A 26,271-nucleotide genomic window follows, 5' to 3' on the forward strand; every position below is an offset into this window, starting at 1 on the left:
CATCTGGGGCCCCCATGCTGATCGACGAAGAACTGACCCTTAAAAAGCTGGAAACCTTCCTCGCCTTCATGCGCACCGGCAACCTCGGCCGCGCCGCCGCCGAGCTGTCGACCAGCGCAGTCAGCGTGCACCGTGCCATCCATTCGCTGGAAAGCGCGCTGCGCTGCCCTTTGTTCAAGCACGAAGGCCGCCAGCTGATCCCGCTGGAAAGCGCCTACGTGCTGGAAAAGAAAGCCCGGCAGCTGATCCAGGATGCCGAGCAGATGGTGCGTCAAACCCGCGAAGCCGCCGGTTTCTACGCCGAACGTTTCCGCCTCGGCGCACTCTACTCGCTGACCGTGAAAACCGTGCCAAAGCTGGTCATGGGCCTCAAGCTGCGCCGCAGCGAACTGAACATCGACCTGACCCTGGGCTCCAACGTCGACCTGCTGCAGCGCCTGAAGAACCACGAACTGGAGGCCATCCTCGTCTCCCTCGACGAAAGCGCCAGCGACCCGGCCTGCGAGCAACTGCCGCTGTTCTCCGACGACATTTTCCTTGCCGTACCTACTGATTCGCCCTTCGCCGGGCAGGCCGAGGTAGACCTGGCCGACCTCGCCGACTCCACTTTCATTACCCTGACCCAGGGCTTCGCCACACACCGCGATGGCGCCCGGGTGTTCCAGCAGGCCGGGTTCGAGCCGAAGGTGGCCATGCAGGTGAACGATATCTTCACCCTGCTGAGCATGGTCAGTTCAGGCGTGGGCTTCGCCCTGCTGCCTGGGCGCATCGCGGCGGTGTACGAGAACCGCGTCAGGTTGATTGCCTTGAAGCCGCAATATCGCCTGCAGCAGCACATTGGCGTGGTGTTTCTGAAGGCGCGCGAGCGGGAGCCAAACTTGTTGGCGTTGTTGGCAGAGTGCCGAATGTACAGCCGAGATAACTGAACCTGCGCCAGCAACGGCCAGCGCAGGTTCATGGGGTCAAAGGTCGTAACGCAACGCCAGGCCTACCGTGCGCGGGGCGCCCACATCGAGGATGTCGCCGCTGCGATTGTTGGTGATGTATTCCTTGTCGAAGGCGTTTTTCACAAAACCGGACACGGCAATGTTGCGGGTAATCTTGTACTCGGTATTGAAGTTGACCAGCCAATAATTGTCGCTGCGACGCTCGTCGGTGACCTGCCCGGCGTCATCAAACTCGTACTCGGAGGGCGACGTGCTCTGGTAGACGAGGTCGGTGTTGAGGGTGAGGCGCTCGTTCCAACGGTAGGTCGCGCCCAGCGACATCTTGTATTTGGGCGAGTAGAGGAAGTCTTCGCCACTCATGTCGCGACCATCGCCGGTCACGAAGTCCTTGTACTTGCCAACGGTTACCGAGGCTGCACCGTTGAGGGTCAACTGCTGGCCCAGGTCTTTCTCGACCGACACTTCCAGGCCCTTGATATCGCTGCGGCCGGCATTGAACACATGGACGAACTCGATGTTGGGGTCCAGCACGCTGACCTGCTGGTCTTTCCAGTCGGTGTAGTACAGGTTGGCGCGGGTGCGCAGCGTATCGTCAAGTAACGAGCCCCGGTAAGACAACTCGTAGTTTGTGGTGTATTCCGGGTCGTAGGCCTCGTGACCGCCACCGGCACGCATGTTCACACCGCCACCGCGATAACCCTTCTGCACCATGAAGCCCAGGTACTGCCCATCGGCCAATTCATAGTCCAGGCCAAGCTTGGGCAGAACCGCATCAAACGATTTTCTGACCTTTCCGGGGCTGGAGAAGTCGTCCTGGTCAATGTCAGTGTCATTGGTTTCGTGGTCGTATCGCAAACCAGTGATCAGTGTCCAGCTCGGTACGAAGGTCCAGTTGATCTCGCCGAACAGCGCCTGGTTTTCAATTGTGGTATCGCCCTTGGCAGTGCCGAACAGCTGGTTGTCGAAGAGCAGGCGATCATGGAAATCGTTGGTGTTGTGCCCGTAGTAGGCCCCGACGAAGCTCTTCAAGGTGTCGCCGTTGTAGTTCAGGCGCAGTTCCTGGCTGAACAGGTTGCCGTCCTGCTGACGCAACACCACCTGGTTGGCGTCGGCCGACTGGTCGAAGTCCAGGCGTGCGTCGTAGTCCGAGCTTGTGTTGGCGGTAAGACTGGTCAGCGACCAGTAATCGTCCAACCGATAGTCGACCTTGGCGCTGACCGTGTCCTGCTGCAGCTTGTCGAAGGCCTTGGTGTCGGAGGTCATCTTGTAATAGCGAACCTTGCCGTTTTGCCGCATGACCGTGTTATCCCCCTTGCGGCTTTCACCGTGGGCGTAGGTCAGCAGGATGTCGAGGTCGTCGCTGGGCAGGATCAGCAACTTGCCACGGGCATTGGCGGTACGGGTGGGGTTGGCATCGTCATGCAGGGTGGTGTTGTCGATGTAGCCATCGCCTTCCTGATAGTCCACGGCAATGCGGCCAGCGACCTTGTTGTCGACCAACGCACCGCCACCGGCCACGGCCGCCCCGCGTTCGCCGTAATTCCCCATGTTGGTCTGCGCCGAAAAGCTGGGGTCGAAGGTCGGGTTACGGGTCTGGATCACCACCGCACCCGCCAAGGAGTTGCGGCCCTGGGTCGTGGATTGCGGGCCGAGAAACACTTCAACCTGCTCGGTATCCCATAGCGGCATGGGGCTCAAGGTCAAGGCGCGGTTGGGTTGTACAGCGCCGTCGACAAACACCGACACCGCACCGTTGAGCGTGGCAGGGCCCTGGTCTTCGAAGCCGGATACGGGTACGCCGCGGATCCCCCAGTTTTCATTGCCAGACTGGTTGTACACACCGGGCGTGCGCGCAAACACATCGACCAGGTTGTGGTCTTCCTTCTCGCGCAGTTGCTTGTCGGTGATCACGACTACACTCGACTGGGTCTGCTCCAGGGTGCGGTTGATCTTTTCCCCGGTCACCGTGATCTGTTCCAGCTCCACCGCCCCAACCGGTGCTGCTGCCCAGGCATTGTTTGCCAGGCACAGGGCCGAGCCCACTGCCAGTGCCAGTGTACTTTTCTTGACGTCCACGCCCCGCTCCTTCGACAGATTGCTGTTGTTATTTGCCGTATGCCTGCACGTTCCTCCCTGCAGGCGGAGCGGAGTCTGGAGTAAAGGTAATGGGAAGTAAATACTATTGGTAATACGTCGCATTAGTGACGGATGAAGCCCTGCTCACATGCCACCCTTGCAGCAATACGGCCAAAGCCGCCAACCCGGCAGGGACCAGTAATGATGCAAACACTTGTGCAAAACTCCAGCCCAACGCCAGCATCTGAGCCCCGGCGAAGGCGCTGAGCACGGCGCCGATGCGCCCAATGCCGCTCATCCAGCTGGCCCCGGTCGCCCGCGCTTGCGTAGGGTAAAAGGCCGCCGCCAATGCATTCATGCCAACACTCGCGCCGTTCAGCCCAAAGCCCACAGCGCAGGCTATGGCGCACAGCCAGGCGAAATCCCCCACCACTTGGCCAATCGTGAAGATAACCGCGCCACTGAACAGAAACGTCAGCATCAACACCCGCTGCGGATTGCAACGGTCCATGGCCCAACCCACTGAAATCGCCCCCACCGGGCCGCCTATCTGGAAACAGGCCGTGACAATGGCCGCTTCCGAGACCGAAAAACCACCGCCCTCCTTCACCAGCGTCGGCAGCCAGCCGCTGAACAGATAGACCAGAAACAGCGCCAACACATAGCCCGCCCAGAGCATGCAGGTACCAAAGCGATAGCGCGGTGAGAGGATGGTGCCGATGGCTCCACCTGCAGCCGGGGCGTTGCCGGGCATGACAAAGGTGGTGTCGGCGTTGACATGCTCAGGTGCCAAGCGGCGGACAATGGCCATAATGCGCTTGCGCTCTGCACCTTTGCTGACCAGGAACGTTACCGATTCCGGCAGGCGCCAATACAGCAGCGGCAGGACCAGCAGCGGCAACACCCCACCCAGCACCAGAACACTGCGCCACCCCAGGTTGGGGATCATCCAGGCGCTGACGAACCCACCCATCGCCGCCCCCAGGGAGAACCCGCAGAACGCCAGGGTAATCAGCAGTGAGCGGCTGCGTGCTGGGGCGTATTCACTGACCAAGGTGCTGGCATTGGGCATGGCCGCCCCCAGGCCCAGGCCCGTGAGAAAGCGCAGCGCAACCAAGGTGTCCAAGTTGGGTGAAAAGGCCGAGGCCAAGGTCCAGATGCCGAACAGCAGCACGCTGTACAGCAGCACCGCCTTGCGCCCGTAGCGGTCCGCCAGGGGCCCGGCAATCAGCGCGCCAAGCGCCAGGCCGATCAGCGCGGCGCTCAAAACCGGGCCCAGGCTTTGCGCACCCAGGTGCCAATCGCTTTTCAGTTGTGGGGCAATGAAGCCGATGATGGCGACGTCCAGGCCGTCCAGCGCAATGATGAGAAAGCCGAGGAACACCACCCATTTCTGGTAGCGGCCGATGGGTTGCTGGTCGATCAGTTGGCGCACGTCGAGCGTGTTGTTCATGGGTATCACCTGTTGTTGTTTTTATGACGGTGTTTCAGCCCAGGCTGGGCAAGCGCACAGGCCTTATGATCCGTGTCTCCTGCGCTACCACAAGGTCGCGGGTGGCATGCAGATAGGCAGCAAAGTCCGGGTCGGCATCCCGCGCCGCGCTGCGCTTTTCAAAATCATCGAGGCTGTCATAGCCCCACAAGTGCACCACCTGGTTCAACGGGCCGATGCTGCTGGTGTAGAACGCCAGGGGTGCGCCGAGGTGGCGCAGCAAGATCGGCATCGCCAACTGGTCAAAGGCTTCGAGAAACGCCGCCATGCAGCGTGGGCGAATGGTGTAGATACGGTGGTCGACCACAGGCTTGTCCATCACGCCACCTCCCGTGCATTGCCCGCCGCCGCCAGCCCCTGCTCGACACCTGCCAAGTGACGGCCAGTGATGTAGCCAAAGGTCATGATCGGCCCCAGGGTGATGCCCGCGCCGGGGTAGTTGCCACCCATGATGCTGGCGCGGTCATTACCCACCGCGTACAGGCCGTCGATGGCCTGCCCATCGGCCGCCAATACTTCACCGACCACGCTGGTGCGTAGCCCGTCGAAGGTGCCCAGGTCGCCCATGATCACCTTCACGGCAAAGTACGGCCCTTCGCCCACCGGCGCCACGCACGGGTTGGGCTGTTGCTGCGGGTCGGCCAGGTAGCGGTTGAAGCTGGTGCTGCCGCGACCGAACTGGCGGTCTTCGCCCTGCACCGCGCCAAGGTTGTATTCGCGCACGGTCTGCTGCAGCCCTTGCGCGTCGATACCGGCCTTGCCCGCCAGCTCGGCCAGGGTCTTGCCCTTGAGCAGGTAACCATTACGCAACAAGGGCCCCAACGGCATCGGTGCAGGCTTGGCAAAGCCCAGGCCATACTTGGCCAGGGTGCGGCGGTCGCACACCAGCCACATGGCGGTTTCTGCCTGACCGGCGCAGGCTTCGATCAATGCTGCGCCCACGTCATGGTAAGAGTTCGACTCGTTGGTGAAACGCTGCCCCGAACGCAGCACGCCGATCACACCTGGCTTGTAGCGGTCGAGCAAATGCGGAAAGGCAATGTGCCGCCCGCCAGCCACTGGCACCTTCGATACCGGCATCCAGGCGGCGGCTGCCTGCAGGCGGATATCGACCTTGGCCCCCAACGCCTCGGCCATGCGCGCACCGTCACCGGTATTGCCCGCCGGCACCGGCGAAAAGTGCTCGCCGCCACGCCGCACATGCGGGTAGGCCTGGCGCAGCCGTTGCAAATCATGGGAGAAACCGCCACAAGCCAGTACCACCCCACGCCGGGCCTGAATGCGCTGCTCGCTGTCAGCCTGCCCGACCAATGCCCCTGTCACTCGACCCTCTTCATGCAGCAGTTGCCGCGCCGGTGTACCTGTGAGAATCGGGATGCCCAGGTCCAGTGCCGAGCGTACCAGCCGCGCTGCCAGGGCATTGCCGCTGGTGACCTGGGTGCCACGTCGGTACAGGGCAAGCTCCTTCAAATGGGTTATCAGGCGCTTGGCCACATACACGAACGAAGTCAGCGAGCGGGTGACATTGAAGAAATGCTTGAGGTCGGCATTCGACGAATTGAACATCATGCCAATGAACGTGATGGTCTTCAGCGGCGGGCGCAGGCGCGCCATGTCCGGCCCCAGGCCACGAATGTCGTAAGGAGCGGCCAGTATCGAGCGGCCCACATCGACACCACCCTCCACCTGTGGGTGGTAATCGGGGTACAGCGTGGGCACGAACTTGACCGCCGTTTCGCGCTCGAAAAACGCCACCATCTGCGGCGCGTAGCGCAAGAAGGCTTCCACCCCCGCCGCATCGAAACAGGCACCGGCTTCGTTGCGCAGGTAGGTCATGGCCGCTGCATGGCTGTCCTCGGCCCCGTGCGGGTTGCCCGGCACCCACAACACGCCACCGGAAAACGCCGTGGTGCCACCAAAGCAGTCGTCCTTTTCAATGACGATGACATCCAGGCCAAGCTTTTTCGCCGTGATGGCTGTCGCCAGGCCGCCAGCCCCCGCGCCGATTACCAGTACATCGCAGCTACGCGTATTCATTGGCCAGCCCCCTCGAAGCCCGGGCGCGGGATCAATGCCATGGGCATGCACTCCAGCCCGCCATCCACGGTCAGCTCGGCGCCGTTGATATAGTCGGCGCGGCGGCTGGCCAGAAACAGCACGGCCTCGGCGATATCCTGCGGCTCACCAATGCGACGGTTGGCGGTCATGGCGCTACGCTGGCGTTCCACCTGCGGGTCGGCATAGAACGCCGCCGACAAGGGCGTGCGGATCAAGCCCGGGCACACGGCGTTGCTGCGCACACCCCGCGGCCCCCACTCCACGGCAAGCTGCCGCGACAGCATGCTCACGCCAGCCTTGGCCGCGCTGTAGGCACCGCTGTTGGGTTGCGGGTAATGGGCGGCAATCGAGGCTACATGCACGATGCGGCCCTGGCCGCGAGCCAGCATCGAGCGGCCGAAGGCCTGGGCACACAACAGGTAGCCGCTGAGGTTGACCGCCAGCACCTGGTTCCATTGCTCCAGGCTCAGCGTGTCCAGCGCGCCGGGGCGCAGCACGCTGGCATTGTTGACCAGCACATCGCAGCGCCCATGCAGTGCCTGCACCTGGGCAGCCGCTTGCTCCACGCTGGCCGGGTCGGCAATGTCACAGGCCAGGGCGCTGACTTCGCCCGTGCTGTGCTCACCCAAGGTGGCCGCCAGTTCGCGGCATTTGTCCAGGTCGCGGTCCAGCAGCACCACGTGGGCCTGCTGCTCCACCAAGGCTGCGGCCAGCGCGGCACCAATGCCGCCGGCGGCGCCGGTTACCACGCATACGGCCGAGTCCAGGCCCAGCCACTGAGAGGCAATCTTATTGTTGTTCATGCTGTTCTCCAGAGTGTCGCTTGTTCTGGACAACAGCCTATGGCCGGCAGGCCCATCGGCAGAATGGACAAAACCTGCAACCAGCCCCACATTCCCGTCATTTTTTCCTTTGTGCCCTGAAGCCTGCGTACAGCTGTGGCACAGTGATCAGGTACCGAACAGAACAATTACAACAACATGAACAAAATCCCCAATTACGCCCTGTACGGTGAAACCGCACAGCCGGTGTGGCACGAAGCCCTGCACGTGGAGCAGATTTCCCAGCGCTCTGGCGCGCACAACTGGGAAATCGCCGCACACCGTCACGAAGGCTTGCTGCAGCTGCTGTACCTGCAAAGCGGTGGCGGTGAAGTGCTGTTCGACAGTGACCGGTTGCAGGTTCATGCGCCTTGCGTGGTGTATGTGCCGGCGCAAGTGGTGCATGGCTTTCATTGGGCCGGCCAGGTCGAGGGCCAGGTGATCACTGCCGCGCAACACCCGCTGGAGAGCATCGCCCAGGTGCTGGCGCCCAACCTGCTGGTGCAACTTCGCAAACCGCAGGTGGTCGCCCTGCCGAAATGGGCCGCTGATGAGGACCCGTTGCTGCCACTGTGCCGGGCCCTGCGCGAGGAATACCACAACCGCGCCCGCGAGCATGTGGCCAGCAGCATGGCGCTATTGCTGACGCTGATGATCCAGGTGCTGCGCCATGAGCCGCACCTGCCCCAGGGGGAACAGCGACCGGTATCCAGGCGCAGCCAGCAGTTGACCGCTTTTCGCGAGCTGGTAGACATGCACTACCGCGCGCACAGGCCACTGGCAGACTACGCCGCCGAACTGGGCATGACCCTGGCGACGTTGGGGCGGTTATGCCAGGAGCACCTGGGCATGACACCCATGAACGTGATCAATGCCCGCCAGGTGCTGGAGGCCAAGCGCATGCTTGGGCATTCGAGCCTTAGTGTGAAAGAGATCGCCCATGAACTGGGGTTTGCCGATGTGGGGTATTTCAGCCGGTTCTTTCGCAAGCAGGCTGGGGTGAGCCCGAGTGCTTTCCGTGAAGGCCATTGACACCTGCAGGGGCGGTGCAGGAACGATCAAACAGCCAAGGCCCGCTGCACCTCGCCGACGGTGGTCGCCAGGCTGCTCAAGTGTAAATTCAATACCCGCTCCACCGGCGCCTGGTCCAGCGGCCAGTGCAAGGCAATGCTCCCGGCAAGGCGCCCTTCGGCATGCACCGGCAAGGCAATGGCGCGGATCAGGAACGGCAGGCGCACCGGGTACTCCCAGTGCCCCTCGGTCCGCTGACCAAAGCCCTTGTGGGCTTCTTCTTCGATATCGCGCAGCAACGTGTCGTCACCCAGCCGCGCATGGGCCGCCAGGCGCTGCACTTCGTCCTCCGCCAGCTCACCCAGGCAGGCCCGCCCCATCGCCGAATGGAACAGGCTGGCATGGTGCCCGACGATCTGGCAGGTGTGCGGGTAACGCTTGCGCAACACCTGGGGAATGGCGCTTTCCATCACTTCCAGCCGCTGGCCGTCGAAGCACGACAGGTCCGCTACCAGCCCAGTGCGTTCACTCAGCTCCAGCAGCATGGGCGCGGCGCTTTCCACCAGGCGCCGCTTGAAGCGCAACTGGCGGTCACCGAACAGCCGCCGCGCGCACAGCCGGTAGCGCCTGTCGCTCAGGCCACGGTACACCCAGCCTTGCTCCTGCAGGGTGGCAAGCATGCGCGACACCGTGGCCTTGGGCAGCGCCGTCAGGTAATGCAGTTCTTCCAGGCCCAGTGCCTGGTGTTCGCCCAGCAGGTCGACAATGGCCAGCGCCCGCTCCACCGAACGCACGCCGCCGCTGTCTGCCGTGATGCCCATGGGTATGACCTCCTTGTAGCGGGATGGTCAGGATAGCCAGCAAGAACCGCGCCTGCCCAGTGCTTTCATGAACCCTGCAGGCATTGTGGCGGGCAACGCTCCACCCAGCGGGTGAGCTGCTCATGGGCATACGCCAGCTGCAACACGGCATGGTCCGCCTGCGCCGGGCCTATGATCTGCAGGCCCATGGGCAGGCCGCCAGCATTGAACCCGACCGGCACGCTGATGCTCGGCAAGCCGGCCAGGGTTGGCCCGATCACCACCTCCATCCAACGGTGATAGGTGTCCATCGCCCGCCCGCCGACCGCCGTCGGCCATGGCTGGCGTGCATCGAAAGGGAACACCTGGGCCGAGGGCAACAGCAGGAAATCGTAACGTTCGAACAGCTTGGCCAAGGCGCGGTACCAATCGCTGCGGTCCAACGAGGCCTGGTACAGCGCCGCCGCACTCATCTGCAAGCCACCTTCCACCTCCCACTGGGCTTCGGGCTTGAGCAGTGCGCGCTTGGCTGGGTCGGCATAGGCCGCGCCGAGGTTGCCGTGCACCAGGAAGTGGCGATGGCTCAGCCAGCATTGCCACAAGCGTGCCAGGTCGAATGCCGGCTGGCAGGCCTCGACCTGGCAGCCCAGTTCGGCAAAGTCGGCCAGCGCCGACTCGCACAGGCTCATCACCCCGTCATCCATCGGCAGGTAACCGTTGTAGTCGCCCAGCCAGCCGACCCGCACACCTCGGAAGTCGCGCTGCAAGGCGTCGGTGAAATCGCGCCGGCCTTCGCTTAACGACAGCGGCACCCGTGCGTCGACGCCAGCCTGTATCGACAACAACCGCGCCACATCGACCACACTGCGGCCCATCGGCCCCTCGGTGGCCAGCTGCTGCACGAACAACTCCGGCGCCGGCCCATGCGGCACCCGGCCTTGTGACGGGCGCAGGCCGAACACGTTGTTGAACGCCGCCGGGTTGCGCAGCGAGCCCATCATGTCGCTGCCGTCGGCCACCGGCAGCAAGCGCATGGCCAGTGCCGCAGCCGCCCCGCCGCTGCTGCCACCGGCCACCCGCCCTGAGTCGTAGGCATTGGTAGTGGTGCCAAACAGGCTGTTGTAGGTTTGCGAGCCGAGGCCGAACTCAGGCACGTTGCTCTTGCCCACGATCAGCGCCCCGCTAGCCCGCACCCGCGCCACGCTGATCGCATCCTGCTCGGGCACCTGCTCGGCGAACAGCGGCGAACCCAGGGTGGTGCGCAGCCCGGCGGTGGCGGCCAGGTCCTTGATCGCCTGCGGCATGCCATGCATCCAGCCGCGCGAATGGCCACGGGCAAGTTCGCGGTCGCGCTCGTCGGCCTCGGCCAGCAGCACCTCGGCCGGGCGCAGCGACACCAGCGCATTGACCTGCGGGTTGAAGCGTTCGATATGCGCAAGGTAAGCCTGCATCACCTCCCGGCACGACAGCTGGCCGCCATGAATGGCCTGGGACAATGCCTCTGCATCGAGGGCAACGATGGGGTCGATGGCTAGCGGCTTCACGGTTTTACTCCAAGGTTGAAAGTGGCAGGCTGGCCCGCCCGGGGTGCTTCTTTCAGGCAGTAGGTAGCCAACAGCGTCAGCAGGCAGGCGAACAGCACGTAGAACGATGGCGCCACCGGGGTACCCAGCACTTTGCTCAGCCAGGTCACGATCAACGGGGCAAAGCCGCCGAACACCATTACCGCTACGTTATAGGCCACCGACACGCCAGTGGAACGCACCTCGACCGGGAACTGCTCGGCCAAGGCGGTAGGTGCCGGGCCAAAGAAGCCGCCAATGGCGGTGCACAGCAGCAGTTGCATGACCAGCAGCCGCTCCACGGAGGGCGCGGCGGCCACCCACACATACAGCGGGTAGACCATCACGAAGAACGCCAGGGTGAAGGCCATCAGCACCGGGCGCCGACCCAACCGGTCAGACAGCGCGCCAGACAACGGAATCACCACGGTCATCAGCCCGACCGCGAGCATCTGTACCAGCAGCACCTGGTCCAGCGGCAGCCCAAGGTTCTTGTGGGCGAAGGTCGGCATGTTCACCAACACGACGTAAAACGACACCGTCGCGCCACAGGCCAGGCCCATCGACACCAGCAGGCTACGCCGATGTTCACGCAGTACCTGCCACAGGCTGGGCGACTGTCCCTTGGCCTGGCGGCGCGCCTCGACGAACTCTTCGGGCTCTTCCATATGCTTGCGAATCCACAGCCCCACCGGGCCGATCAGCAGGCCCAGCACGAAGGGAATACGCCAGCCCCAGCTGTCCAGCGCTTCAGGCGTGCACAGGTGAGTAACCAGGGCCACCATGGCCGCGCCGGAGAACACCGCCAGGCACTGCCCTACCAATTGCCACGAGCCATATAGCCCCTTGCGGTGGGCCGGCGCGCTTTCCACCAGAAACGCCGTAGCGCTGGCATACTCGCCACCCGTGGCAAAGCCCTGCAGCATGCGCGCGACCACGATCAACAGCGGCGCCGCCATGCCGATGGCCAGGTAGTCGGGGGCAAAGGCGATCATCGCGATCGACACGGTCATCAGGCGGATGATCATCTGCATGGCCGCCTTGCGGCCCTTGCGATCGGAATACATGCCCAACAACACGCCACCCACCGGGCGCATGAAAAAGCCGACGCCGAAGGTGGCCAAGGCCATCAGCAGCGAAGCGTATTCATCGTCGGACGGGAAAAACTGCCGGGCAATGATGCTGGCCAAAAAGCCGTACACGATAAAGTCATACCATTCCAGGGCATTGCCGATAACGGCGGCGACCACTTGCCGGGTACGCGACACGCCAGTGCTCGAAGTCTGCATAGGGAACACTCCACACAATGATTGGGTGAACGCCCAGGCGCGGGCGCGCCCAGGTTCCAGCGGCAGTCGTCCAAAAAAGGCCGATCAGGCGGGCGCGAGCCAGCGCTCTGCCAGCGCGCCCCAGTAGGCGGCGCCGGTCAGCAGGATGTCGTCGTTGAAGTCATAGGCCGGGTTGTGCACCATCGGCCGCGATACCCCATTGCCAATGAACAGGTAGGCGCCCGGGCAGCGCTGCAGCATCCAGGCGAAGTCTTCACTGCCCATCAGCTTGCGGGTGTTGCCATCCACCGCCTCGGCACCGAGCAGCTCTACCCCTACCTGCGTGGCGAAGGCATTTTCCGCTGCATGGTTGACCAGCACCGGGTAAGCCGGGCGGTGTTCGATGCTGGCGCGGCAGCCAAAGCTTTCGGCCTGGCTGACGATGATCGCCCGCACCCGTTCCAGGGTCTGCGCCCGTACTTCGGCGTTCAGCGCGCGCAGGCTCAGGCGCAGTAGCGCCTGTTGCGGGATCACGTTGGCCGCTTCGCCAGCCTGCAACGCACCGACGGTGACCACCGCCGCCTCCTGCGCATCGATATTGCGCGCCACCACGGTTTGCAGCGCCATCACCACACTGGCCGCTGCCACCAGCGGGTCGACGGTCAGGTGCGGCATCGAGCCATGGCCGCCCACCCCGTCGAGGGTCACCGTGAGCAGGTCTTGCGAGGCCATCATCGGCCCCTCGCGAAAGCCAAGGTGCCCGGCCGGCAGCCCAGGCATGTTGTGCATGCCGAACAGTGCATCGCAGGGGAAGCGTTCCAGCAGGCCGTCGGCCAGCATTGCCTCGGCGCCACCCTGGCCCTCTTCGGCCGGCTGGAAGATCAGCGTCAGCGTGCCGTCGAACTGCCGGGTCGCCGCCAGGTAGCGCGCCGCGCCCAGCAGCATGGTGGTGTGCCCGTCATGGCCACAGGCGTGCATGCAGCCTTGATGCTGGCTGCTGTAGGCCGCGCCCGTTGCTTCGTGGATGGGCAACGCGTCCATGTCGGCGCGCAGGCCCAGGCGGCGTGGGCTGCTGCCATTGCGCAGCACGCCGACCACACCGGTTTTGCCGATGCCGGTGTGTACTTCATAGCCCCATTCCAGGAGCAGCCGGGCGACCAGCGCCGAAGTGCGGCTTTCTTCGAACCCCAGTTCCGGGTGGGCATGGATATCGTGACGGATCGCGTGCAGGTCGCTGGCCACATCGTTCAGCCAGGCCAGAATGTGCTGATGTCGGGACATGTAGAGTCTCCTCGCGCGGGTGGTTTCCCGTTCTTGTTGTTCGCCTTGAGGTCACGACACGTAAGGCAGGTCGTGCTTGGCTGACAGATAAGCGCGAGTGACGAGGGATAACAAACGAATGTGGTTCCACCCAGCGGAACCAGTCGCGGAGGCGGGAAGTGGTGCGAGCAAGGGAGTGGTCAAATTTCCGGGGCTTAGTAGCTGAAACGCCGGGTCAAGTTATCCACCCGCACCTCTTCGCTTAGCCGGTCCGACACGTCGTAGGCAAAGCTTTAGGGATGAGGCGGACGGCCTTGTCGTACTCGTAGCGCACCCGCTGCCCCTTGGCATCCTGGCGGCTGCTCGGCAGGCCACGGGCCGTGCGCACCAGGCGGGTCGTCTGGCCCTTGCCGTCGAGTTGACCAGTGCGATCAGGCCCAAGGCGTTGGCGAGTTTTCGGCTGTTGATGACAACGTTGGGTGAGACCTTGGTAATTGCCCCAGCAGAGATCGCATCGGACTTAAAGCAAACGAGTCAACTAGAGTGGGAATACCCACCCCGGAATTCGGCCAAATCGAACTTCAACACTGATCAAGCGAAAGCGAAAATTTTAATTTCATCAAACAGGCCTTCAACTGACAGTGCCTGCTCATCCTTTCTGTTCCTAATCAAAATATACTCACCTTCGCCAGGAGAGGTAATCTCAATGACTTCATCGCGCCAATTGGCCACTTCAATAAATCCATTTGAAATACCGTCAAGCGCGTCAATCTCCCTTAATAAATCTGCCCACTTGAGGAATACCCCCGCGCCATCGGTGCCACCACCGGTTTGGGGATTATCAAAATAAACCCGAAGCTTAGGGCAAGCCTGTCTCTGCCCATCTAGTGTCGGGACGTAATGCAAACGCAACTCTTTAAACTCTTCGGTAGTCTCGCGCCCGGAAAACTCACACCTGAAGATTGGCAAACATAAAAAAGTTTATCCCTAACCACCCCGCCATTGCCCTTCAGGTAACCATGGAAATTACTGGGAATAACAAACACATGAGTGAAGCCTCTTTCGGATGAGTTCAGCACAAATATCGAAGGATGTACTCGACTCACCTCCGGCGCAACAGAATTTAAAATATCCAGCGCCAGCGAGTCTTTTATCTCACCTTGAGAAACTACAATCAAATCCAGATCACTGGACGGCCTTAACCAATAATTGTATGTATAATCCCGCATTACATCCTGGAAAAAGTGAACGCCGCCAACAAGATCTCTAACGGAGTCGTATTCTTCAAGCAGATCATTTCATGATATCATTGCAACATGCCTCACTCGTAGTTCGGACCAGTATCTTGTCTATATCTAGCCCCGCTAGCTCCCATTTTTGCACCCTCGGAGCTATTGGCGAAGCTCAGTTCAATTGTAAGAAAACGCTCCGGTGAAGGAGGCTCTGCATTAAGATGCGGCCTCTTTCAGACGCTCATGTTCAAGGCGCTCTTCGCGCTCACGCCGCTCAGCTAATCCGTGTGAAAATTGCCGCGTATGGGACCTTTCCCTGTCGCTAATCAAGACTTATTCAGATTAATTATTGTGCTGCCTGCTACGTCCAGTGTGACCCCTGACAGGGTAGTGGTCTGGCTCAACGCGTCGGTCACCGCGACCAGGTGCTGACGCTCGCCGTAGCGGTAATAGGTGCTCTTGCCCGAGTAGTCCTGGTAACGCTCCACCTGGGCCAGGGTATTCCACCACAGGTGCTTGGACTTGTCTGTTGCATCGAGGATGGTGTGCGGCAGGCCGTCGTCGCTGTTCAGGTACGGCGGTCAGCTGGCCGTGTTCGTAGTAGAGATACTGCGCGAGTGTCTCGACCGCCTCATTGTTGACCAGCCGTTTGATGTCGGTCAGGCGCCCCTGCGGGTTGTCATAATGCAGGTGCGCACGGAGGCCGCCGGTAGCGCTTAACCTTGGGTTCCACCTTGAGTAGGTGTGGTTCATGGCTCGCACTAAGTATTTTCGCAAAATAACTAAAAATTACGCCCGAAAGTTCTCGTTTGACTCTGAATTCTCCAAAAATATTGACATCCACGAATCCATTACATCCCAAACATCGATTCCTTTCGTAGGAGTATCTGGCTTTTCATGCCACCAAATAAACGCCTCACCCTTAAATGCCCCCTCACCTATAGCCAAGTAATCACCAGCCCCGCTAGAAAATACGCCTAACATATCGGGAAGCGCTGGATACTCTTCGTCACATAGGTCCTTTATTTGAACGAAATCCTCTAGTCTCGATGGACCCATGGTACAACCGATGTAAAAACCAAAGCCATTATGCAGCTTTGAGTAAAACTGCTTAAAATCCGCAGGCAGGTCAGGACAGTAATCTAAACTCGAACTTTCAATACCTGCTGGAGCGCCCCCCATATAGAAGCACAAATCACCACCATCGACGTAAACATACATAAGATACGGCTTATCACTTACGGCCAAAACAGTGCCTAGCACGCACTTATCAAGCCACGAGCTTACCCATGGTAACTTTTCAGAAAAATCGACCCACTCCGCCGGGATATATTTTTTTTCATCATCTAAAAAACCAAAGCCAAGCCACTGCTTGGGGAATTTTACTTCAAGGGGCACGTCACAAGATGCGAAATACACATCATAGCCATTTAACTCAGTCACAATACGCTGCTTTAAAGACTCAGACCAATTCATTCTCACCCCCTTAATACCCTGAAAGCAAACCATTAATATATTGCTGAAGCTCTGGCTCCAACTTAGCAGCCTTATCCATCATGGCAGACCGGAATGCTGGATCAACAGGAATATCTCCTTTCTTGTATAGTTCCCATTCAGCAAAAGACCTTGCCCCCTTTGAGGTATTTGCAATTTCACTCAACCCCTGGAAGTTTGGCTCGTAGTTTAGCACCTTTACTTGATCTTCGAAAGTCAACCGAGAGAACCCTTCCATTTCTGTAATTTTCTTCATGGGAACAATATGGTCCGCGTGCAAGGCCCTCGTAACCTGAAGCCCTGGAAGCGCGGGATCTTTCATGGGAAGGACGACATCTTTATTAACAGCTTTCCGTATTGAAGCGCTGGGGGTCTTTTTCCTCAGTTCACCATACAATTCAGGTGAAATTTTATCAGTTTTTGGGGGGAGAACCGGTTTCCTTACAAGTTTTAGATTACCGAGATTAGAACCAAGTCCCTGCACTTTAATTTCATAGCGAGCATCAAACGCCTTCCCGCCCTTGGCGCCGATCCCCCCTCCAAGCAGAGCACCACCAAACGCCATCAACTTCTGGCCGTCGGAGCCCTCTCCAAACAACTCGCCGCCGGCCCAATGCCCTGCCATTCCACCCGCTATACCACCCACCAACCCTGCCACCACCAAAACAGGACTTGCCAGCACAAATGCACTTGCCAGTCCCACCCCCATCACTGCACGCTCCAGCCAGACAGGGACCTCCGGGTCAATGGCATCCGTCGTCTCGGTGCCCCCACCTATATATACATTGGGAGAGCCCGCACTTATTTTCGCATCGCAAACTGTTCTGTCACCTACTCGAGCCGCAGGCTGACCATTTATATATACCGAATCGCTGCCCTGAGCTAATATCTTAGGGATCCCGGGATGATCAGAGCACTCGGCATTATCCAGATGCGCCCTCGCAGCAGGTTTCCCATTTATATAAACGTTGCCCGACCCTGATCGTATTTGTCCCGTTTCACTACAGGCGAACGATAAGCTACCAATCAGTTGACCAATTCCAGCACCAGTAGCGGCTCCCGCGCCCACCATCGCAGCGAGGGCTACCGCCCCAAGCCCGCCGGTGCCAACCACAGCAATACCGATGAGCACTGCACCTGCACCAATCGCCAAACCAGCAAGTAATCCGCCTAAGGCGCTAGAGTGCTCGATTGGATCGTCTAATCTCGCGGCAGCCGCAGTCATGCCGACTCGACCTGTTGCGCATCCCCCTCTCTCGCAGGCGGAAGGCGCAATTGAAGACTATCAACTAAAGTATTGAAAGCACTACGCTCATCTTCTGTCATGCCTTTGGCATTGTTACTCGTACCGGTAATCTGCATGAGCAAAGGGCGCTTGTGCTCATCGTGATGCAGAAAAATCAGCTGTACTTGATGAACCGGTTGGCCTTGTTGCCGCCAGCGAAACTCTACACGCCGCGCCTCCAACCCAGCCACCTCTACCGGGGTAACCGGCTCGATCCACTGAACATGGGACAACGTCTTTTTCAATTCACCCAGCAGTTGTTGTGCAAGCGTCTCCAAGTCTGCATCCTGCTCCGCAGGCGAACGCCCAACAACGAGCGAGAACGGGCTTGGCCCTATATCCGTCAATGTAAAAACATGAAAAGTCTTGTCTTTTAAGTTCTCTGGACGAACGAAGCTCAATTCATTTGTAAGAAAGCGCTCCGGCGGAGGAGGTTCTACATTGAGAGCGCCCTCTTCCAGACGCTCACGTTCAACGCGCTCTTCGCGCTCGCGTCGCTCAGCTAATCGGTCGTAGATATTACCGCGCATGGGACCTTTCCTTGTCGCTAATCAAGACTTGTTCAGATTAATTATCGTGCTGCCTGCAACGTCCACAGTGATACCTGACAGGGTAATCGTGCCATCCGACTTCATCTCCAGCTTGCTGTTTCCGACCTCAAGCGTAATAGACGTTGCCGCCTTAATTTTCACCGCCCCTTGATCCACGGTCACAAAGTACGACCCCTCTTCCACCGCAATGCTGGTTTCCAGCTTGATCGTCTCGGAATGCTTACCTTCGACATTGATCGTTCGATTGCCACCCACCTTGAGACTCTCATCTGCCTCAACCTCGGTATCCAGGTTGCGCTCAGCATGCATGATGATTTGCTCGGCGCCGGCCTTGTCTTCGAAGCGGAAGAAGTTGGCATTCGACCCTTTGCCTTTGGTAGAGCGCGTCAGGAACCCACTCTGGGTCTTGTTCGCCGGCAGTGCCCACGGCGGGGTGTTGCTGCTGTTGTACAGGCTGCCCATGATCAACGGGCGGTCCGGGTTGCCGTCGAGGAACACCACCACCACTTCATCGCCCACGCGCGGGATCTGGATGCTGCCGAAGCCGCCACTGGCGCCGGATTGGGCGACGCGTACCCAGCACGAACTGTGGTCGTTGTGCTGGCCTTTACGGTCCCAGTGAAACTGGATTTTCACCCGGCCCAGTTCGTCGGTGAATATCTCTTCGCCGGGTGGGCCAACGATGATGGCAGTCTGCGGGCCGGCGATGGTCGGCCGGGGAGTGCTCAGTTGCGGGCGGAACGGGATCTTCTTGCGCACGCAACTGAACGTGTTGAAATAGCTCGCCTGTTGGCCGCTGAGGTAGTTGTTGTGGCCTTCGCTTTCCACGCTCATCAGCAGGAACTGTCGGTCCTCTACGGCGCCTTGATCGTGGCTGTAGTGCTGCAGCAGTTCGAAGGTATAGCCGGGCTTCATGGCGCGGCAATTACTGGCGCCTTCGAACTTTTTGCCGCGCAGCTCCAGCGCTTCGATACGTAAGCGCAGCAGGGTTTCGCCTTCATCGTAGGTGCCGTGGGTGTACTGACCGGGGAAGTCGTAGATCTCGAAGTTCTCGACATCGCCCTGCTTGTTCACGCTGTTCAGCGCCACCGGCAGGCGGTTGTTGGGCTGGCGGTAATCGAAGGTCTGCGTGGCCATCTTGCCGGACTGCAGCTGGCGGTTGCCGCTCCACTGGGTGATGGAGTCGGCGGTCTCGGTAACCGAGGCGCTGTGGAAACGGATTTGCGGCTGCTCGGGGATGTCCACCAGTGTGCTGGAGTCATCGCAGATGATCATGGTGTGGCCTTCTGCGGTGTGCTCGAAGTAATAGAACATCCCCTCTTCCTCCAGCAGGCGCTGGACGAAATTGAAGTCGGTTTCGCGGTACTGGGTAATGTAGGTGTAGCGCTTCTGCGGGCGGGTCAGGCGGAACTCGTGGCGGGAGAAAGCCGGACACAGGGCGAATACTTCGGTGACCACTTCCTCGACCGTGTTGCCTTGGAAGATCCGCGTGTCGAAGCGGTTCTTCAGCATCGAAAACCAGGGGTTGAGGGTGGCGGTGTAACGGGCCATGCCGCCATCGCTGCCAATGCTGGCAAAGCGCGTAAGGTAACCGGTGATGTGGCGTGGAGCACCTTCGGCCAACTCGATCTCGATGCTCACGTGCTGGCCCATCATGGATTTAAGCGGCACGCCAGAGTCTTCGCAGATCAGCAGCAGTTCGTAGTTGAACGCCCGCGAAAGGCCCTCGACGCCCTTGAAGGTTTCCAGCAACAGTTCCTGCTCAGGGTTGGCCAGGTTGTGAAACTTGAACAGCCGGCGGTTCTGCGGCGATAGCAGCGCGGAGGCCAGTTCCATGATCATGCGAAATCTCCTTGAAAACAGGGCCAGCACGCGCTTGCGATGCTTAGCTACAACTTTGTTCATGCGGGATGCCAGGCAGGCGCACCGCGATTTCATGCGACCGACAGCACCCGAAAAAGTGCCGCGGCGCGTTGACAGAAACGCGACAACTGTCACGCTTTTGCACGTCAGGGCAATTTCCTGAGCCTGCCGTTATCGCTTCCCGTACAACAGTGCATCCAGTTCATCCACCTGCGGTGCGCGGTCGAACAGTTCCTGTGCCAGCTTCTGGATATGCTGCGACCAGGCGACCTTCTCCACCCACTCCGGTGGCATGCCTGACACACCGTACAGCGCGCCAGCCAGCTGGCCGGCTGTGGCCGCGACGCTGTCAGCATCATCGGCAAGGTTGGCGGCCAGAAGAATCGCGTCATGGAAGTTGTTGCTGTTCCATACAGCCCACAGGGCTGCCTCCAGCGTGTCGACCACATAACCAGAAGAGCGGATCTGATCGCGGCTCTTCTGTTTGTACTCGCCAGCATTGATGATCATCGGGCGCGGACGCAGCGAGCGCACCGCAGGTGCAAGGGTTTCTTCCTTGTCTGCACCGTTCAGTGCCAGATGCAGTTGTGCGGCGAGCAACTGGCAACAGTTCACCGCTTCATCGGCGTTATGGGTCACGCTGCTCTGCGTGACGCTTTCCCACCAACTCGCAGACAGTGAATGTCGACGAAAGATGGCCGTGGGCGCGAGGCGTATGATCGAGCCATTACCTGCAGTGGACGGGTCGTAGTTGCCTTGCCAACCGATGCCTTCGCGCAACCAGCCTTCAAGCGCGTTACGTGTAGCGTTGCCGATGTCGAAACAACGGCCATTGACACTGTTTTCCCCGTGTCGATACCAGCGCACCAAGGCATTTGCGTAGGTGGCGTAGTCGAACTTGCCCTGGCTTACATACGTATCCGCCAAGCAAAGCGCCATGCTAGTGTCATCGGTCCACTCGCCGGCAGCAAGCCTGAATGGCCCGCCACCGACCATGTCGTTCACATGCTCCCGGTCGCGCGGCAGGAACTCGAGCGTGGTGCCTACCGCATCGCCAATGGCCAGGCCCAGCAACGCGCCTTTGGCGCGGTCCAGTGCCTGTTCTGGCGTCAAGGTACAGGCCCTGGACTGCAACCAGCGCGGCTTGCTCGCCGGCTCTGCTGGGGCGTCTGCCCGCACGTTGTAGTCCATCCTCTGCTGCAGCTGCCGGGAGGGCTCCGGCGACAGGTGCGCGTAGCGCTCGACGTAGTCGGACAGCAATGCGTTTGGGCTTCTTAGATCGATCATGGGATTTCTTTGAGAATAAATTGAGTGACGGAGCCATTGTCGACCCTGTCGACAACATTGAAGCGCGTGCCTGGCCCAAACAATACCTCAGCTTCCCTGTGGCCAGACAGAAAGCTGATATCTTTGCCAGTCACGCCCTGCAAGGTCATCTTCACATTACCGTTGAATGCCAGGGCACGGTCTGCAGAAGTACTCAGGAACGCTGCATCACTGGTTGGCAGACCGACTTGCATCCTCGACATGACATCCTCCGGCAACGTAGTACCGCGGAAGGTATCCCCCAACGTGTAGGACGGTAGCTTTGCGAGGCCTTCGTTGGCATGCGTGACGAAGGCCTCCATCTGCGGGCTAAGCGGGGTCTGCCCGCGCAGCGCCGGGTTGATCCACTGATAGCCTTCGTTGGTGGTGTAGCCATGCAGCGCGCCGATCTGATCGTCCGTGAGCAAGGCTGAACGCTTAGGGTCGGTGAAGTCGGCGATGCGCCTGCCCGTGGATATCCAGCGGTCTGCAGTCTGACTACCCACGGCTTCTCGCAAAGACATGACTGCCGGTTTTGCTACAGGCTTCGGTGCCGAGGCTTTTTCCGGTTGACGAGCGGGCTGCAGCGGCTCAGGTTTCTTGACGGGGGTGGGGCCCTTGATCTGCAGGTCTGGGTGAGCCAGCAGCTTGGCTTCGTTCTTGGCAAGCCAGGCACCAAACTGCTTGTTGGCAATGTCGGCCTGCAGCTTGGCACTGCGCGTGGCAATGTTCTCCATGCTGCCCATGATGCCGGCCTTCATCTGTCCACGCAGCAGGTAGGTGACGATGGCCATCAGTAACAACAACACCAGCTGTTCCTGCCCGCGGGCCAGCTGCCGCGCGGCGCGTTCGGTTCGCTCCTGGATAACGGCCACCGACCCTCCAGTAGGGTCCAGCCCGGCAGGCTTGACGCCTTCTTCGGCATTCCAGGCCGTAGCGATACCCTCCTGAAGAGTGGCCAGGCAAACCGGCAGCCCTTTGATGAAGTATTCGGCGATCGCCGACAGGCCCAACGCAAGAAGGATCAGGTTACCGACCTCCAGACCGATGCCCGCCCCTGCCACGGCGCCGGGCGCCGCGCCGACGCCAAAGGCCAAAGCACCGATCGCACCGCCTGCAGCAGAGCCCACGGCAATACTCCCACCGAGGATCATCGACACTTCCTTCACCAGTTGCAGCAGCACCGGCAAAATCTGTTCGATACCGATCGAAGCCCATTTGCGCTTGAGGTCTTCCTGGAAGATCGGATACGACATCGCCAGTGCCTGTTGCACATTGTCGATGCGATGGCCACCCAGGTAGCCATAGGCTTGGCCGGCGCCATCACTAACGCGCCGAGAGAAACCGTGCCAGCTGTCATTGGCGCTCTGCAGCCCCTGGTGGATGCTCTGGTTCACCGCGCTGAATTTCTGATCGAGGCTGCGCTCGATGTCACTCCAGCTAGGGACGTTAGCTAAAAGGTCCATTTTCTAGATCACAGTCCGTTGAAGAATGGCGTAATTGACACACACCTTGGCGAGCCTGAAGGAAACACAACTGAGCCAACTGATAGCGTATGCCTGCTACGCGAAGTCTGCCGCGTGAGCACCGATTCGAGGGCGTCCGTAATCATGTCAATGCATCCTGCATCAAGCTGGAAATCGCCCAATGAAAACGTGCTTGACAGAGGCTGTCAAATGATGGCCTTGCGCTATAGGGCCATGGAGCTAACGTCAAAATGCCTTTACCAAATGGCGTATTACGGGTTGTTGGAGCAGTAGACGCGTCCGCGATTAAGTAAGTCGGATTGTGTCCGTTGGGTTGGAGAACGCGTATTACGTGGCCATTCAGTCCGGTCGCGGCGTGAAGATCCAACGCCCCGATTGAATGTCGCCGCACAGCCTCGACAGCTATGAACGCCTCTCGCCTCTAGTTCAACAGGTTGACGGGCGATAGCATCCCTTCACAGGTGCCTCTAGCCACGCCATATTCCGTCGCACTGCCATCATTCCACCTTGCCTTGTCATCACCCCGCCAAGCACTCGGTCGCCGCAAAAAATGGGACCTGATTCACTTTTTGAAAGATATTTTTGCCGATAATTTTCATCGATCTCCGGCCCTACTCGCCCCCCAAATTTAGGGCTTGAGCCGCCGTTCCCCGCGCCCCGGCCCCATCGCCAATATCACAGCGCCATTATTGCGCCGCGTCACAATACGAGTAATAAATCGCCCCCTTCGCCGGAACTTCTTCCGCAGTGAGGTGCCCTACTCGGCATTGCTGGCAACACAATATTCATGTGCCAGCACTCAAATTTACCGCCGCCGAAGGCTCTATTTCAGGTCCGCGCCATTGGCGTTTCAGGACGATCAAGCAGGCACATGGACGATGCACCGATGACCCAGACATTCGATGTCGAAGCACTGATCAAGCTGCGTAGCCAGACGCGGGCGATCTCCGATGCGCTGAAGGCGCAGGCGGCGGATTACCTTGCCACCGTGGCGCCGCTGATCCGTCCGCAAACCCTGTTTGGCGAATACCTGCAAGGCGCCCAACGCAGCAGCGGGCGCGAAACCCAGGGCCATTTCCAGTCCCTGATCGAACTCTACGATCGCATCGGCTCGGCCGCGCCATTCCAATTGGTCAGCGAATTGGAAGTGCCGCTGAACCTGATCAGCACCACCCCCGAACTGTTCCCGCTGGAGTACGACAAGGCCCTCGCACAGAGCGGCCAGGTCATCCGCATCACCAGCCCGACACGCTGGGTGGTGGGCTTCCACACCTTCGAACTGGCGCGGTTTCGCAACGTCATCAAAGACCCCAACCGCAGCAGCGCCGAGCTGTACCGCTTCGTGGTGCACTACCTGGTGCTGTTCTACTGCCTGAGCAAGTCGCCAGGCCTTGGCCGGCTGTTCGAAGGCCTGCGCTACAGCCTGAGCTTCGAGCGCCTCAAGGGCTTTGGTGACTTGCCGTTCTGCGTCATCAGCTCGCCGGTGCGTTCGGAACTTCCCGACGATTCGGTCATCCGTAGCAGCACGCAAATTGCCGGCAACACCAGCTTCGAAGAGCTGGTGGGCCGCGACAACATTCTGGAAATGAACGACGACATCCGTCAGCGCCTGCTGCTGACGATCGAAGGCCTGTAACCCGCAACGCCCCTTACCGGGCCGCGCAATGATTCGCAGCGAACTGCTCGCACTGGAGAACACGATGGCGAAGAAGGAAAGCACTCAGCACAAACTCGACCGCGTCCGCGCGCCTCGGGTCCATATCACCTACGACGTGGACATCGGCGATGCCATCGAGAAAAAGGAGCTGCCCTTCGTCGTCGGCGTACTGGGCGACTTTTCCGGCAACCCGCTGGAGCCGCTGCCCAAGCTCAAGGACCGCAAGTTCGTCTTCATCGACCGCGACAATTTCAACGGTGTGCTCAAGGGCATCAAGCCACGCCTGACCTACCGCGTCGACAACACCCTGGCCAAGAACGGCACCCAGCTGGGCGTGGAGCTGAACTTCAACAGCCTCGAAGACTTCGAGCCACAGAACGTGGTCAAGCAGGTGGAACCACTGCGCAAGCTGCTGGAAGTGCGCAACAAGCTGGCCGACCTGCGCAACAAGATGGGCGGCAACGACAAGCTCGAAGAGCTGCTGATGGACGTGCTGCAAAACACCGAAAAGCTCAAGACCCTGGGCAAGGAATTCGGCCGTGAAGCCGAAGTGAAAGACCCATCCAGCAGCGATCGCGCCTGAGCAGGAGCCTTAACATGACCGACAAGCAAACCGCACCGCAACAGGCCGGCGAACTGGTCGAAGTGGAAAACTTCGCCCCACAGCCCTCGCTGCTGGACAGCATCATTTCGCAAAGCCGCGTGGCCCGTTCCGACACCGAACGCAACCGCACCCGCGACCTGATCGGCGAACTGGTGAACCAGATGCTCGAAGGCGAGATGACCCCGAGCAAGGACCTGATCGCCGTGCTCGACTCGCGTATCGCCGAAATCGACGCGATGCTCTCCGAGCAGATGAACGAAATCATGCACGCTCGCGAGTTCCAGCAGCTGGAAGCCTCCTGGCGTGGCCTGAAGTACCAGGTAGACCAGACCGAAACCAGCACCACGCTGAAAATTCACCTGCTCAATGCCTCCAAGAAAGACCTGGTACGTGATCTGAAGGCTGCCAGCGAATTCGACCAGAGCGCACTGTTCAAGAAAGTCTACGAAGAAGAGTACGGCACTTTCGGTGGCGCGCCGTTCGGCATGCTGATCGGCGACTACGAATTCAACCGCAACCCCGAAGACATGTACCTGCTGGAAGAGATCTCGCACGTGGCCGCAGCGGCGCACGCGCCGTTCATCTCCGCCGCCTCCCCTGAACTGTTCGGCTGGGACTCGTTCACCGAGATGTCCGGCCCGCGAGACCTGGCGAAGATCTTCGACACCGTCGAATACGCCAAGTGGAAATCGTTCCGCGCATCGGAAGACTCTCGCTACGTCGGCCTCACCCTGCCCCATGTGCTTGGCCGCCTGCCGTATGGCCCCGATACCACGCCGGTGGAGGAATTCAACTTCGTCGAAAGCGTCGACGGCCGTGACCACAACAAATACCTGTGGATGAACGCCGCCTATGCCCTTGGCACCCGCGTCACCGATGCCTTCGCCCGCTACGGCTGGTGCGTAGCCATCCGCGGCGTGGAAGGGGGCGGCCTGGTCGAAGGCCTGCCGACCCACACCTTCAACACCGACGATGGCGAAATCGCCCTCAAGTGCCCGACCGAAATCGCCATTACCGACCGCCGCGAAAAAGAGCTGTCGGACCTGGGCTTCATCCCCCTGGTGCACTGCAAGGGCACCGATTATGCCGCATTCTTCGGCACCCAGTCGGCGCAGAAGCAAAAGCAGTACAACACCGACATCGCCAATGCCAACGCACGCCTGTCGGCCCAACTGCAATACATCTTCGCCACCTCGCGTATCGCCCACTACATGAAGGCGATCATGCGCGACAAGATCGGCAGTTTCGCCTCGCGCATGGACGTGGAGCGCTTCCTCAACCAGTGGCTGGCCAGCTATGTGCTGCTCGACGATACCGCCAGCCAGGAAGCCAAGGCCAAGTTCCCGCTGCGTGAGGCCCGCGCCGAGGTGTTCGAGGTGCCAGGCAAGCCAGGCGTGTACAAGGCCGTCACGTACCTGCGCCCGCACTACCAACTGGACGAACTGACCGCCTCGCTGCGGCTGGTCGCCGAGCTGCCACAAGGCGCGCGCGGCTGACA

At 60.3% G+C, this 26,271-nt stretch carries 21 protein-coding genes and 2 pseudogenes; 5 read left to right on the forward strand and 18 right to left on the reverse strand.

Going from position 1 to position 26,271, the window contains the following annotated elements; genetic code table 11:
• Positions 1 to 14 precede the first annotated feature (14 nt).
• On the forward strand, positions 15 to 926 hold the full coding sequence (locus tag ACNQP3_RS14450) for a LysR substrate-binding domain-containing protein (protein WP_012272379.1): 912 nt from the start codon (positions 15 to 17) through the stop codon (positions 924 to 926).
• Between the two features lie 36 nt (positions 927 to 962).
• Here the strand turns inward: ACNQP3_RS14450 and ACNQP3_RS14455 are convergent, their stop codons facing one another.
• The 5 genes from ACNQP3_RS14455 to ACNQP3_RS14475 form a co-directional block, all read right to left on the reverse strand.
• On the reverse strand, positions 963 to 3,023 hold the full coding sequence (locus ACNQP3_RS14455; RefSeq protein ID WP_264317272.1) for a TonB-dependent receptor: 2,061 nt from the start codon (positions 3,021 to 3,023) through the stop codon (positions 963 to 965).
• A gap of 103 nt (positions 3,024 to 3,126) precedes the next feature.
• On the reverse strand, positions 3,127 to 4,476 hold the full coding sequence (locus tag ACNQP3_RS14460) for an MFS transporter (RefSeq protein WP_264317273.1): 1,350 nt from the start codon (positions 4,474 to 4,476) through the stop codon (positions 3,127 to 3,129).
• Positions 4,477 to 4,510: 34 nt separating this feature from the next.
• Complete coding sequence (locus ACNQP3_RS14465; RefSeq protein ID WP_012272382.1) at positions 4,511 to 4,834, reverse strand: NIPSNAP family protein; 324 nt, start codon at positions 4,832 to 4,834, stop codon at positions 4,511 to 4,513.
• Positions 4,834 to 6,552 (reverse strand): FAD-dependent oxidoreductase, encoded by a 1,719-nt coding sequence (locus ACNQP3_RS14470; RefSeq protein ID WP_264317274.1) that lies wholly within the window; start codon positions 6,550 to 6,552, stop codon positions 4,834 to 4,836. Before ACNQP3_RS14470 ends, ACNQP3_RS14465 begins: the two co-directional genes overlap by 1 nt.
• Positions 6,549 to 7,376 carry an SDR family NAD(P)-dependent oxidoreductase gene (locus ACNQP3_RS14475; protein ID WP_179027610.1) on the reverse strand — a complete coding sequence of 276 codons (828 nt, stop codon included), beginning with the start codon at positions 7,374 to 7,376 and terminating at the stop codon, positions 6,549 to 6,551. The genes ACNQP3_RS14470 and ACNQP3_RS14475 overlap by 4 nt, the downstream gene beginning before the upstream one ends.
• Before the next feature lie 177 nt (positions 7,377 to 7,553).
• On the opposite strand from ACNQP3_RS14475, the gene ACNQP3_RS14480 reads away from it, so the two are divergent.
• Positions 7,554 to 8,426: a helix-turn-helix domain-containing protein gene (locus tag ACNQP3_RS14480; protein ID WP_264317275.1), complete on the forward strand. Its 873-nt coding sequence runs from the start codon at positions 7,554 to 7,556 to the stop codon at positions 8,424 to 8,426.
• A 26-nt stretch (positions 8,427 to 8,452) separates the two neighbouring features.
• Here ACNQP3_RS14480 and ACNQP3_RS14485 read toward each other — a convergent pair whose 3' ends face one another.
• The 13 genes and pseudogenes from ACNQP3_RS14485 to tre1 form a co-directional block, all read right to left on the reverse strand.
• The gene (locus tag ACNQP3_RS14485) at positions 8,453 to 9,226 is read right to left on the reverse strand and encodes an IclR family transcriptional regulator (protein ID WP_012272386.1); all 774 of its coding nucleotides are present in this window, start codon (positions 9,224 to 9,226) and stop codon (positions 8,453 to 8,455) included.
• Between the two features lie 65 nt (positions 9,227 to 9,291).
• Complete coding sequence (locus tag ACNQP3_RS14490; protein ID WP_069942600.1) at positions 9,292 to 10,749, reverse strand: amidase; 1,458 nt, start codon at positions 10,747 to 10,749, stop codon at positions 9,292 to 9,294.
• Positions 10,746 to 12,056: a citrate-proton symporter gene (locus ACNQP3_RS14495; protein WP_012272388.1), complete on the reverse strand. Its 1,311-nt coding sequence runs from the start codon at positions 12,054 to 12,056 to the stop codon at positions 10,746 to 10,748. The genes ACNQP3_RS14490 and ACNQP3_RS14495 overlap by 4 nt, the downstream gene beginning before the upstream one ends.
• 84 nt (positions 12,057 to 12,140) lie before the next feature.
• Positions 12,141 to 13,316, reverse strand: a complete 1,176-nt coding sequence (locus tag ACNQP3_RS14500; protein WP_012272389.1) for a M20 aminoacylase family protein — start codon at positions 13,314 to 13,316, stop codon at positions 12,141 to 12,143.
• A gap of 197 nt (positions 13,317 to 13,513) precedes the next feature.
• Positions 13,514 to 13,710 (reverse strand): annotated as a pseudogene (locus ACNQP3_RS14505) (hypothetical protein); the annotation flags it as partial.
• A 176-nt stretch (positions 13,711 to 13,886) separates the two neighbouring features.
• The gene (locus tag ACNQP3_RS14510; protein ID WP_264317276.1) at positions 13,887 to 14,201 is read right to left on the reverse strand and encodes a hypothetical protein; all 315 of its coding nucleotides are present in this window, start codon (positions 14,199 to 14,201) and stop codon (positions 13,887 to 13,889) included.
• A 709-nt stretch (positions 14,202 to 14,910) separates the two neighbouring features.
• Positions 14,911 to 15,102 (reverse strand): annotated as a pseudogene (locus tag ACNQP3_RS14515) (hypothetical protein); the annotation flags it as partial.
• Positions 15,103 to 15,316: 214 nt separating this feature from the next.
• Entirely contained in the window at positions 15,317 to 16,003 is a 687-nt protein-coding gene (locus tag ACNQP3_RS14520; RefSeq protein ID WP_264317277.1) for a hypothetical protein, read from the reverse strand.
• Between the two features lie 10 nt (positions 16,004 to 16,013).
• A complete protein-coding gene (locus ACNQP3_RS14525) occupies positions 16,014 to 17,246 on the reverse strand; it encodes a PAAR domain-containing protein (protein WP_264317278.1) in 1,233 nt (410 codons plus the stop codon).
• A complete protein-coding gene (locus ACNQP3_RS14530) occupies positions 17,243 to 17,836 on the reverse strand; it encodes a DcrB-related protein (protein ID WP_012272392.1) in 594 nt (197 codons plus the stop codon). Before ACNQP3_RS14530 ends, ACNQP3_RS14525 begins: the two co-directional genes overlap by 4 nt.
• Positions 17,837 to 17,857: 21 nt before the next feature.
• Positions 17,858 to 19,699 (reverse strand): type VI secretion system tip protein VgrG, encoded by a 1,842-nt coding sequence (gene tssI / locus ACNQP3_RS14535; protein WP_012272393.1) that lies wholly within the window; start codon positions 19,697 to 19,699, stop codon positions 17,858 to 17,860.
• A 192-nt stretch (positions 19,700 to 19,891) separates the two neighbouring features.
• Positions 19,892 to 21,007 (reverse strand): ADP-ribosylarginine hydrolase Tri1, encoded by a 1,116-nt coding sequence (tri1, locus tag ACNQP3_RS14540; protein ID WP_012272394.1) that lies wholly within the window; start codon positions 21,005 to 21,007, stop codon positions 19,892 to 19,894.
• A complete protein-coding gene (tre1, locus tag ACNQP3_RS14545; RefSeq protein ID WP_264317279.1) occupies positions 21,004 to 22,491 on the reverse strand; it encodes an NAD(+)--protein-arginine ADP-ribosyltransferase Tre1 in 1,488 nt (495 codons plus the stop codon). The genes tri1 and tre1 overlap by 4 nt, the downstream gene beginning before the upstream one ends.
• Positions 22,492 to 23,398: 907 nt before the next feature.
• Between tre1 and ACNQP3_RS14550 the strand changes: the two genes are divergently transcribed.
• From ACNQP3_RS14550 to tssC, 3 genes are all read left to right on the forward strand, one after another.
• Positions 23,399 to 24,148: a hypothetical protein gene (locus tag ACNQP3_RS14550; protein WP_060514580.1), complete on the forward strand. Its 750-nt coding sequence runs from the start codon at positions 23,399 to 23,401 to the stop codon at positions 24,146 to 24,148.
• Between the two features lie 64 nt (positions 24,149 to 24,212).
• Positions 24,213 to 24,752 carry a type VI secretion system contractile sheath small subunit gene (gene tssB, locus ACNQP3_RS14555; RefSeq protein WP_012272397.1) on the forward strand — a complete coding sequence of 180 codons (540 nt, stop codon included), beginning with the start codon at positions 24,213 to 24,215 and terminating at the stop codon, positions 24,750 to 24,752.
• A 14-nt stretch (positions 24,753 to 24,766) separates the two neighbouring features.
• Positions 24,767 to 26,269 (forward strand): type VI secretion system contractile sheath large subunit, encoded by a 1,503-nt coding sequence (tssC, locus tag ACNQP3_RS14560; RefSeq protein ID WP_264316120.1) that lies wholly within the window; start codon positions 24,767 to 24,769, stop codon positions 26,267 to 26,269.
• Positions 26,270 to 26,271: the final 2 nt, after the last annotated feature.

The organism is Pseudomonas sp. LFS074, from assembly GCF_047978165.1.
Lineage (GTDB): Bacteria > Pseudomonadota > Gammaproteobacteria > Pseudomonadales > Pseudomonadaceae > Aquipseudomonas > Aquipseudomonas putida_P.

Bases quoted from the DNA above. Each gene is read 5' to 3' on its own strand.
- ACNQP3_RS14460 (WP_264317273.1), bottom strand. From the start codon at position 4,476: ATGAACAACACGCTCGACGTGCGCCAACTGATCGACCAGCAACCCATC.
- ACNQP3_RS14475 (WP_179027610.1), bottom strand. From the start codon at position 7,376: ATGAACAACAATAAGATTGCCTCTCAGTGGCTGGGCCTGGACTCGGCC.
- ACNQP3_RS14450 (WP_012272379.1), top strand. From the start codon at position 15: ATGCTGATCGACGAAGAACTGACCCTTAAAAAGCTGGAAACCTTCCTC.
- tssB (WP_012272397.1), top strand. From the start codon at position 24,213: ATGGCGAAGAAGGAAAGCACTCAGCACAAACTCGACCGCGTCCGCGCG.
- ACNQP3_RS14495 (WP_012272388.1), bottom strand. From the start codon at position 12,056: ATGCAGACTTCGAGCACTGGCGTGTCGCGTACCCGGCAAGTGGTCGCC.
- ACNQP3_RS14520 (WP_264317277.1), bottom strand. From the start codon at position 16,003: ATGAATTGGTCTGAGTCTTTAAAGCAGCGTATTGTGACTGAGTTAAAT.
- ACNQP3_RS14525 (WP_264317278.1), bottom strand. From the start codon at position 17,246: ATGACTGCGGCTGCCGCGAGATTAGACGATCCAATCGAGCACTCTAGC.
- ACNQP3_RS14480 (WP_264317275.1), top strand. From the start codon at position 7,554: ATGAACAAAATCCCCAATTACGCCCTGTACGGTGAAACCGCACAGCCG.
- ACNQP3_RS14530 (WP_012272392.1), bottom strand. From the start codon at position 17,836: ATGCGCGGTAATATCTACGACCGATTAGCTGAGCGACGCGAGCGCGAA.
- tri1 (WP_012272394.1), bottom strand. From the start codon at position 21,007: ATGATCGATCTAAGAAGCCCAAACGCATTGCTGTCCGACTACGTCGAG.
- tssI (WP_012272393.1), bottom strand. From the start codon at position 19,699: ATGATCATGGAACTGGCCTCCGCGCTGCTATCGCCGCAGAACCGCCGG.
- tssC (WP_264316120.1), top strand. From the start codon at position 24,767: ATGACCGACAAGCAAACCGCACCGCAACAGGCCGGCGAACTGGTCGAA.
- ACNQP3_RS14550 (WP_060514580.1), top strand. From the start codon at position 23,399: ATGACCCAGACATTCGATGTCGAAGCACTGATCAAGCTGCGTAGCCAG.
- ACNQP3_RS14465 (WP_012272382.1), bottom strand. From the start codon at position 4,834: ATGGACAAGCCTGTGGTCGACCACCGTATCTACACCATTCGCCCACGC.
- tre1 (WP_264317279.1), bottom strand. From the start codon at position 22,491: ATGGACCTTTTAGCTAACGTCCCTAGCTGGAGTGACATCGAGCGCAGC.
- ACNQP3_RS14470 (WP_264317274.1), bottom strand. From the start codon at position 6,552: ATGAATACGCGTAGCTGCGATGTACTGGTAATCGGCGCGGGGGCTGGC.
- ACNQP3_RS14500 (WP_012272389.1), bottom strand. From the start codon at position 13,316: ATGTCCCGACATCAGCACATTCTGGCCTGGCTGAACGATGTGGCCAGC.
- ACNQP3_RS14485 (WP_012272386.1), bottom strand. From the start codon at position 9,226: ATGGGCATCACGGCAGACAGCGGCGGCGTGCGTTCGGTGGAGCGGGCG.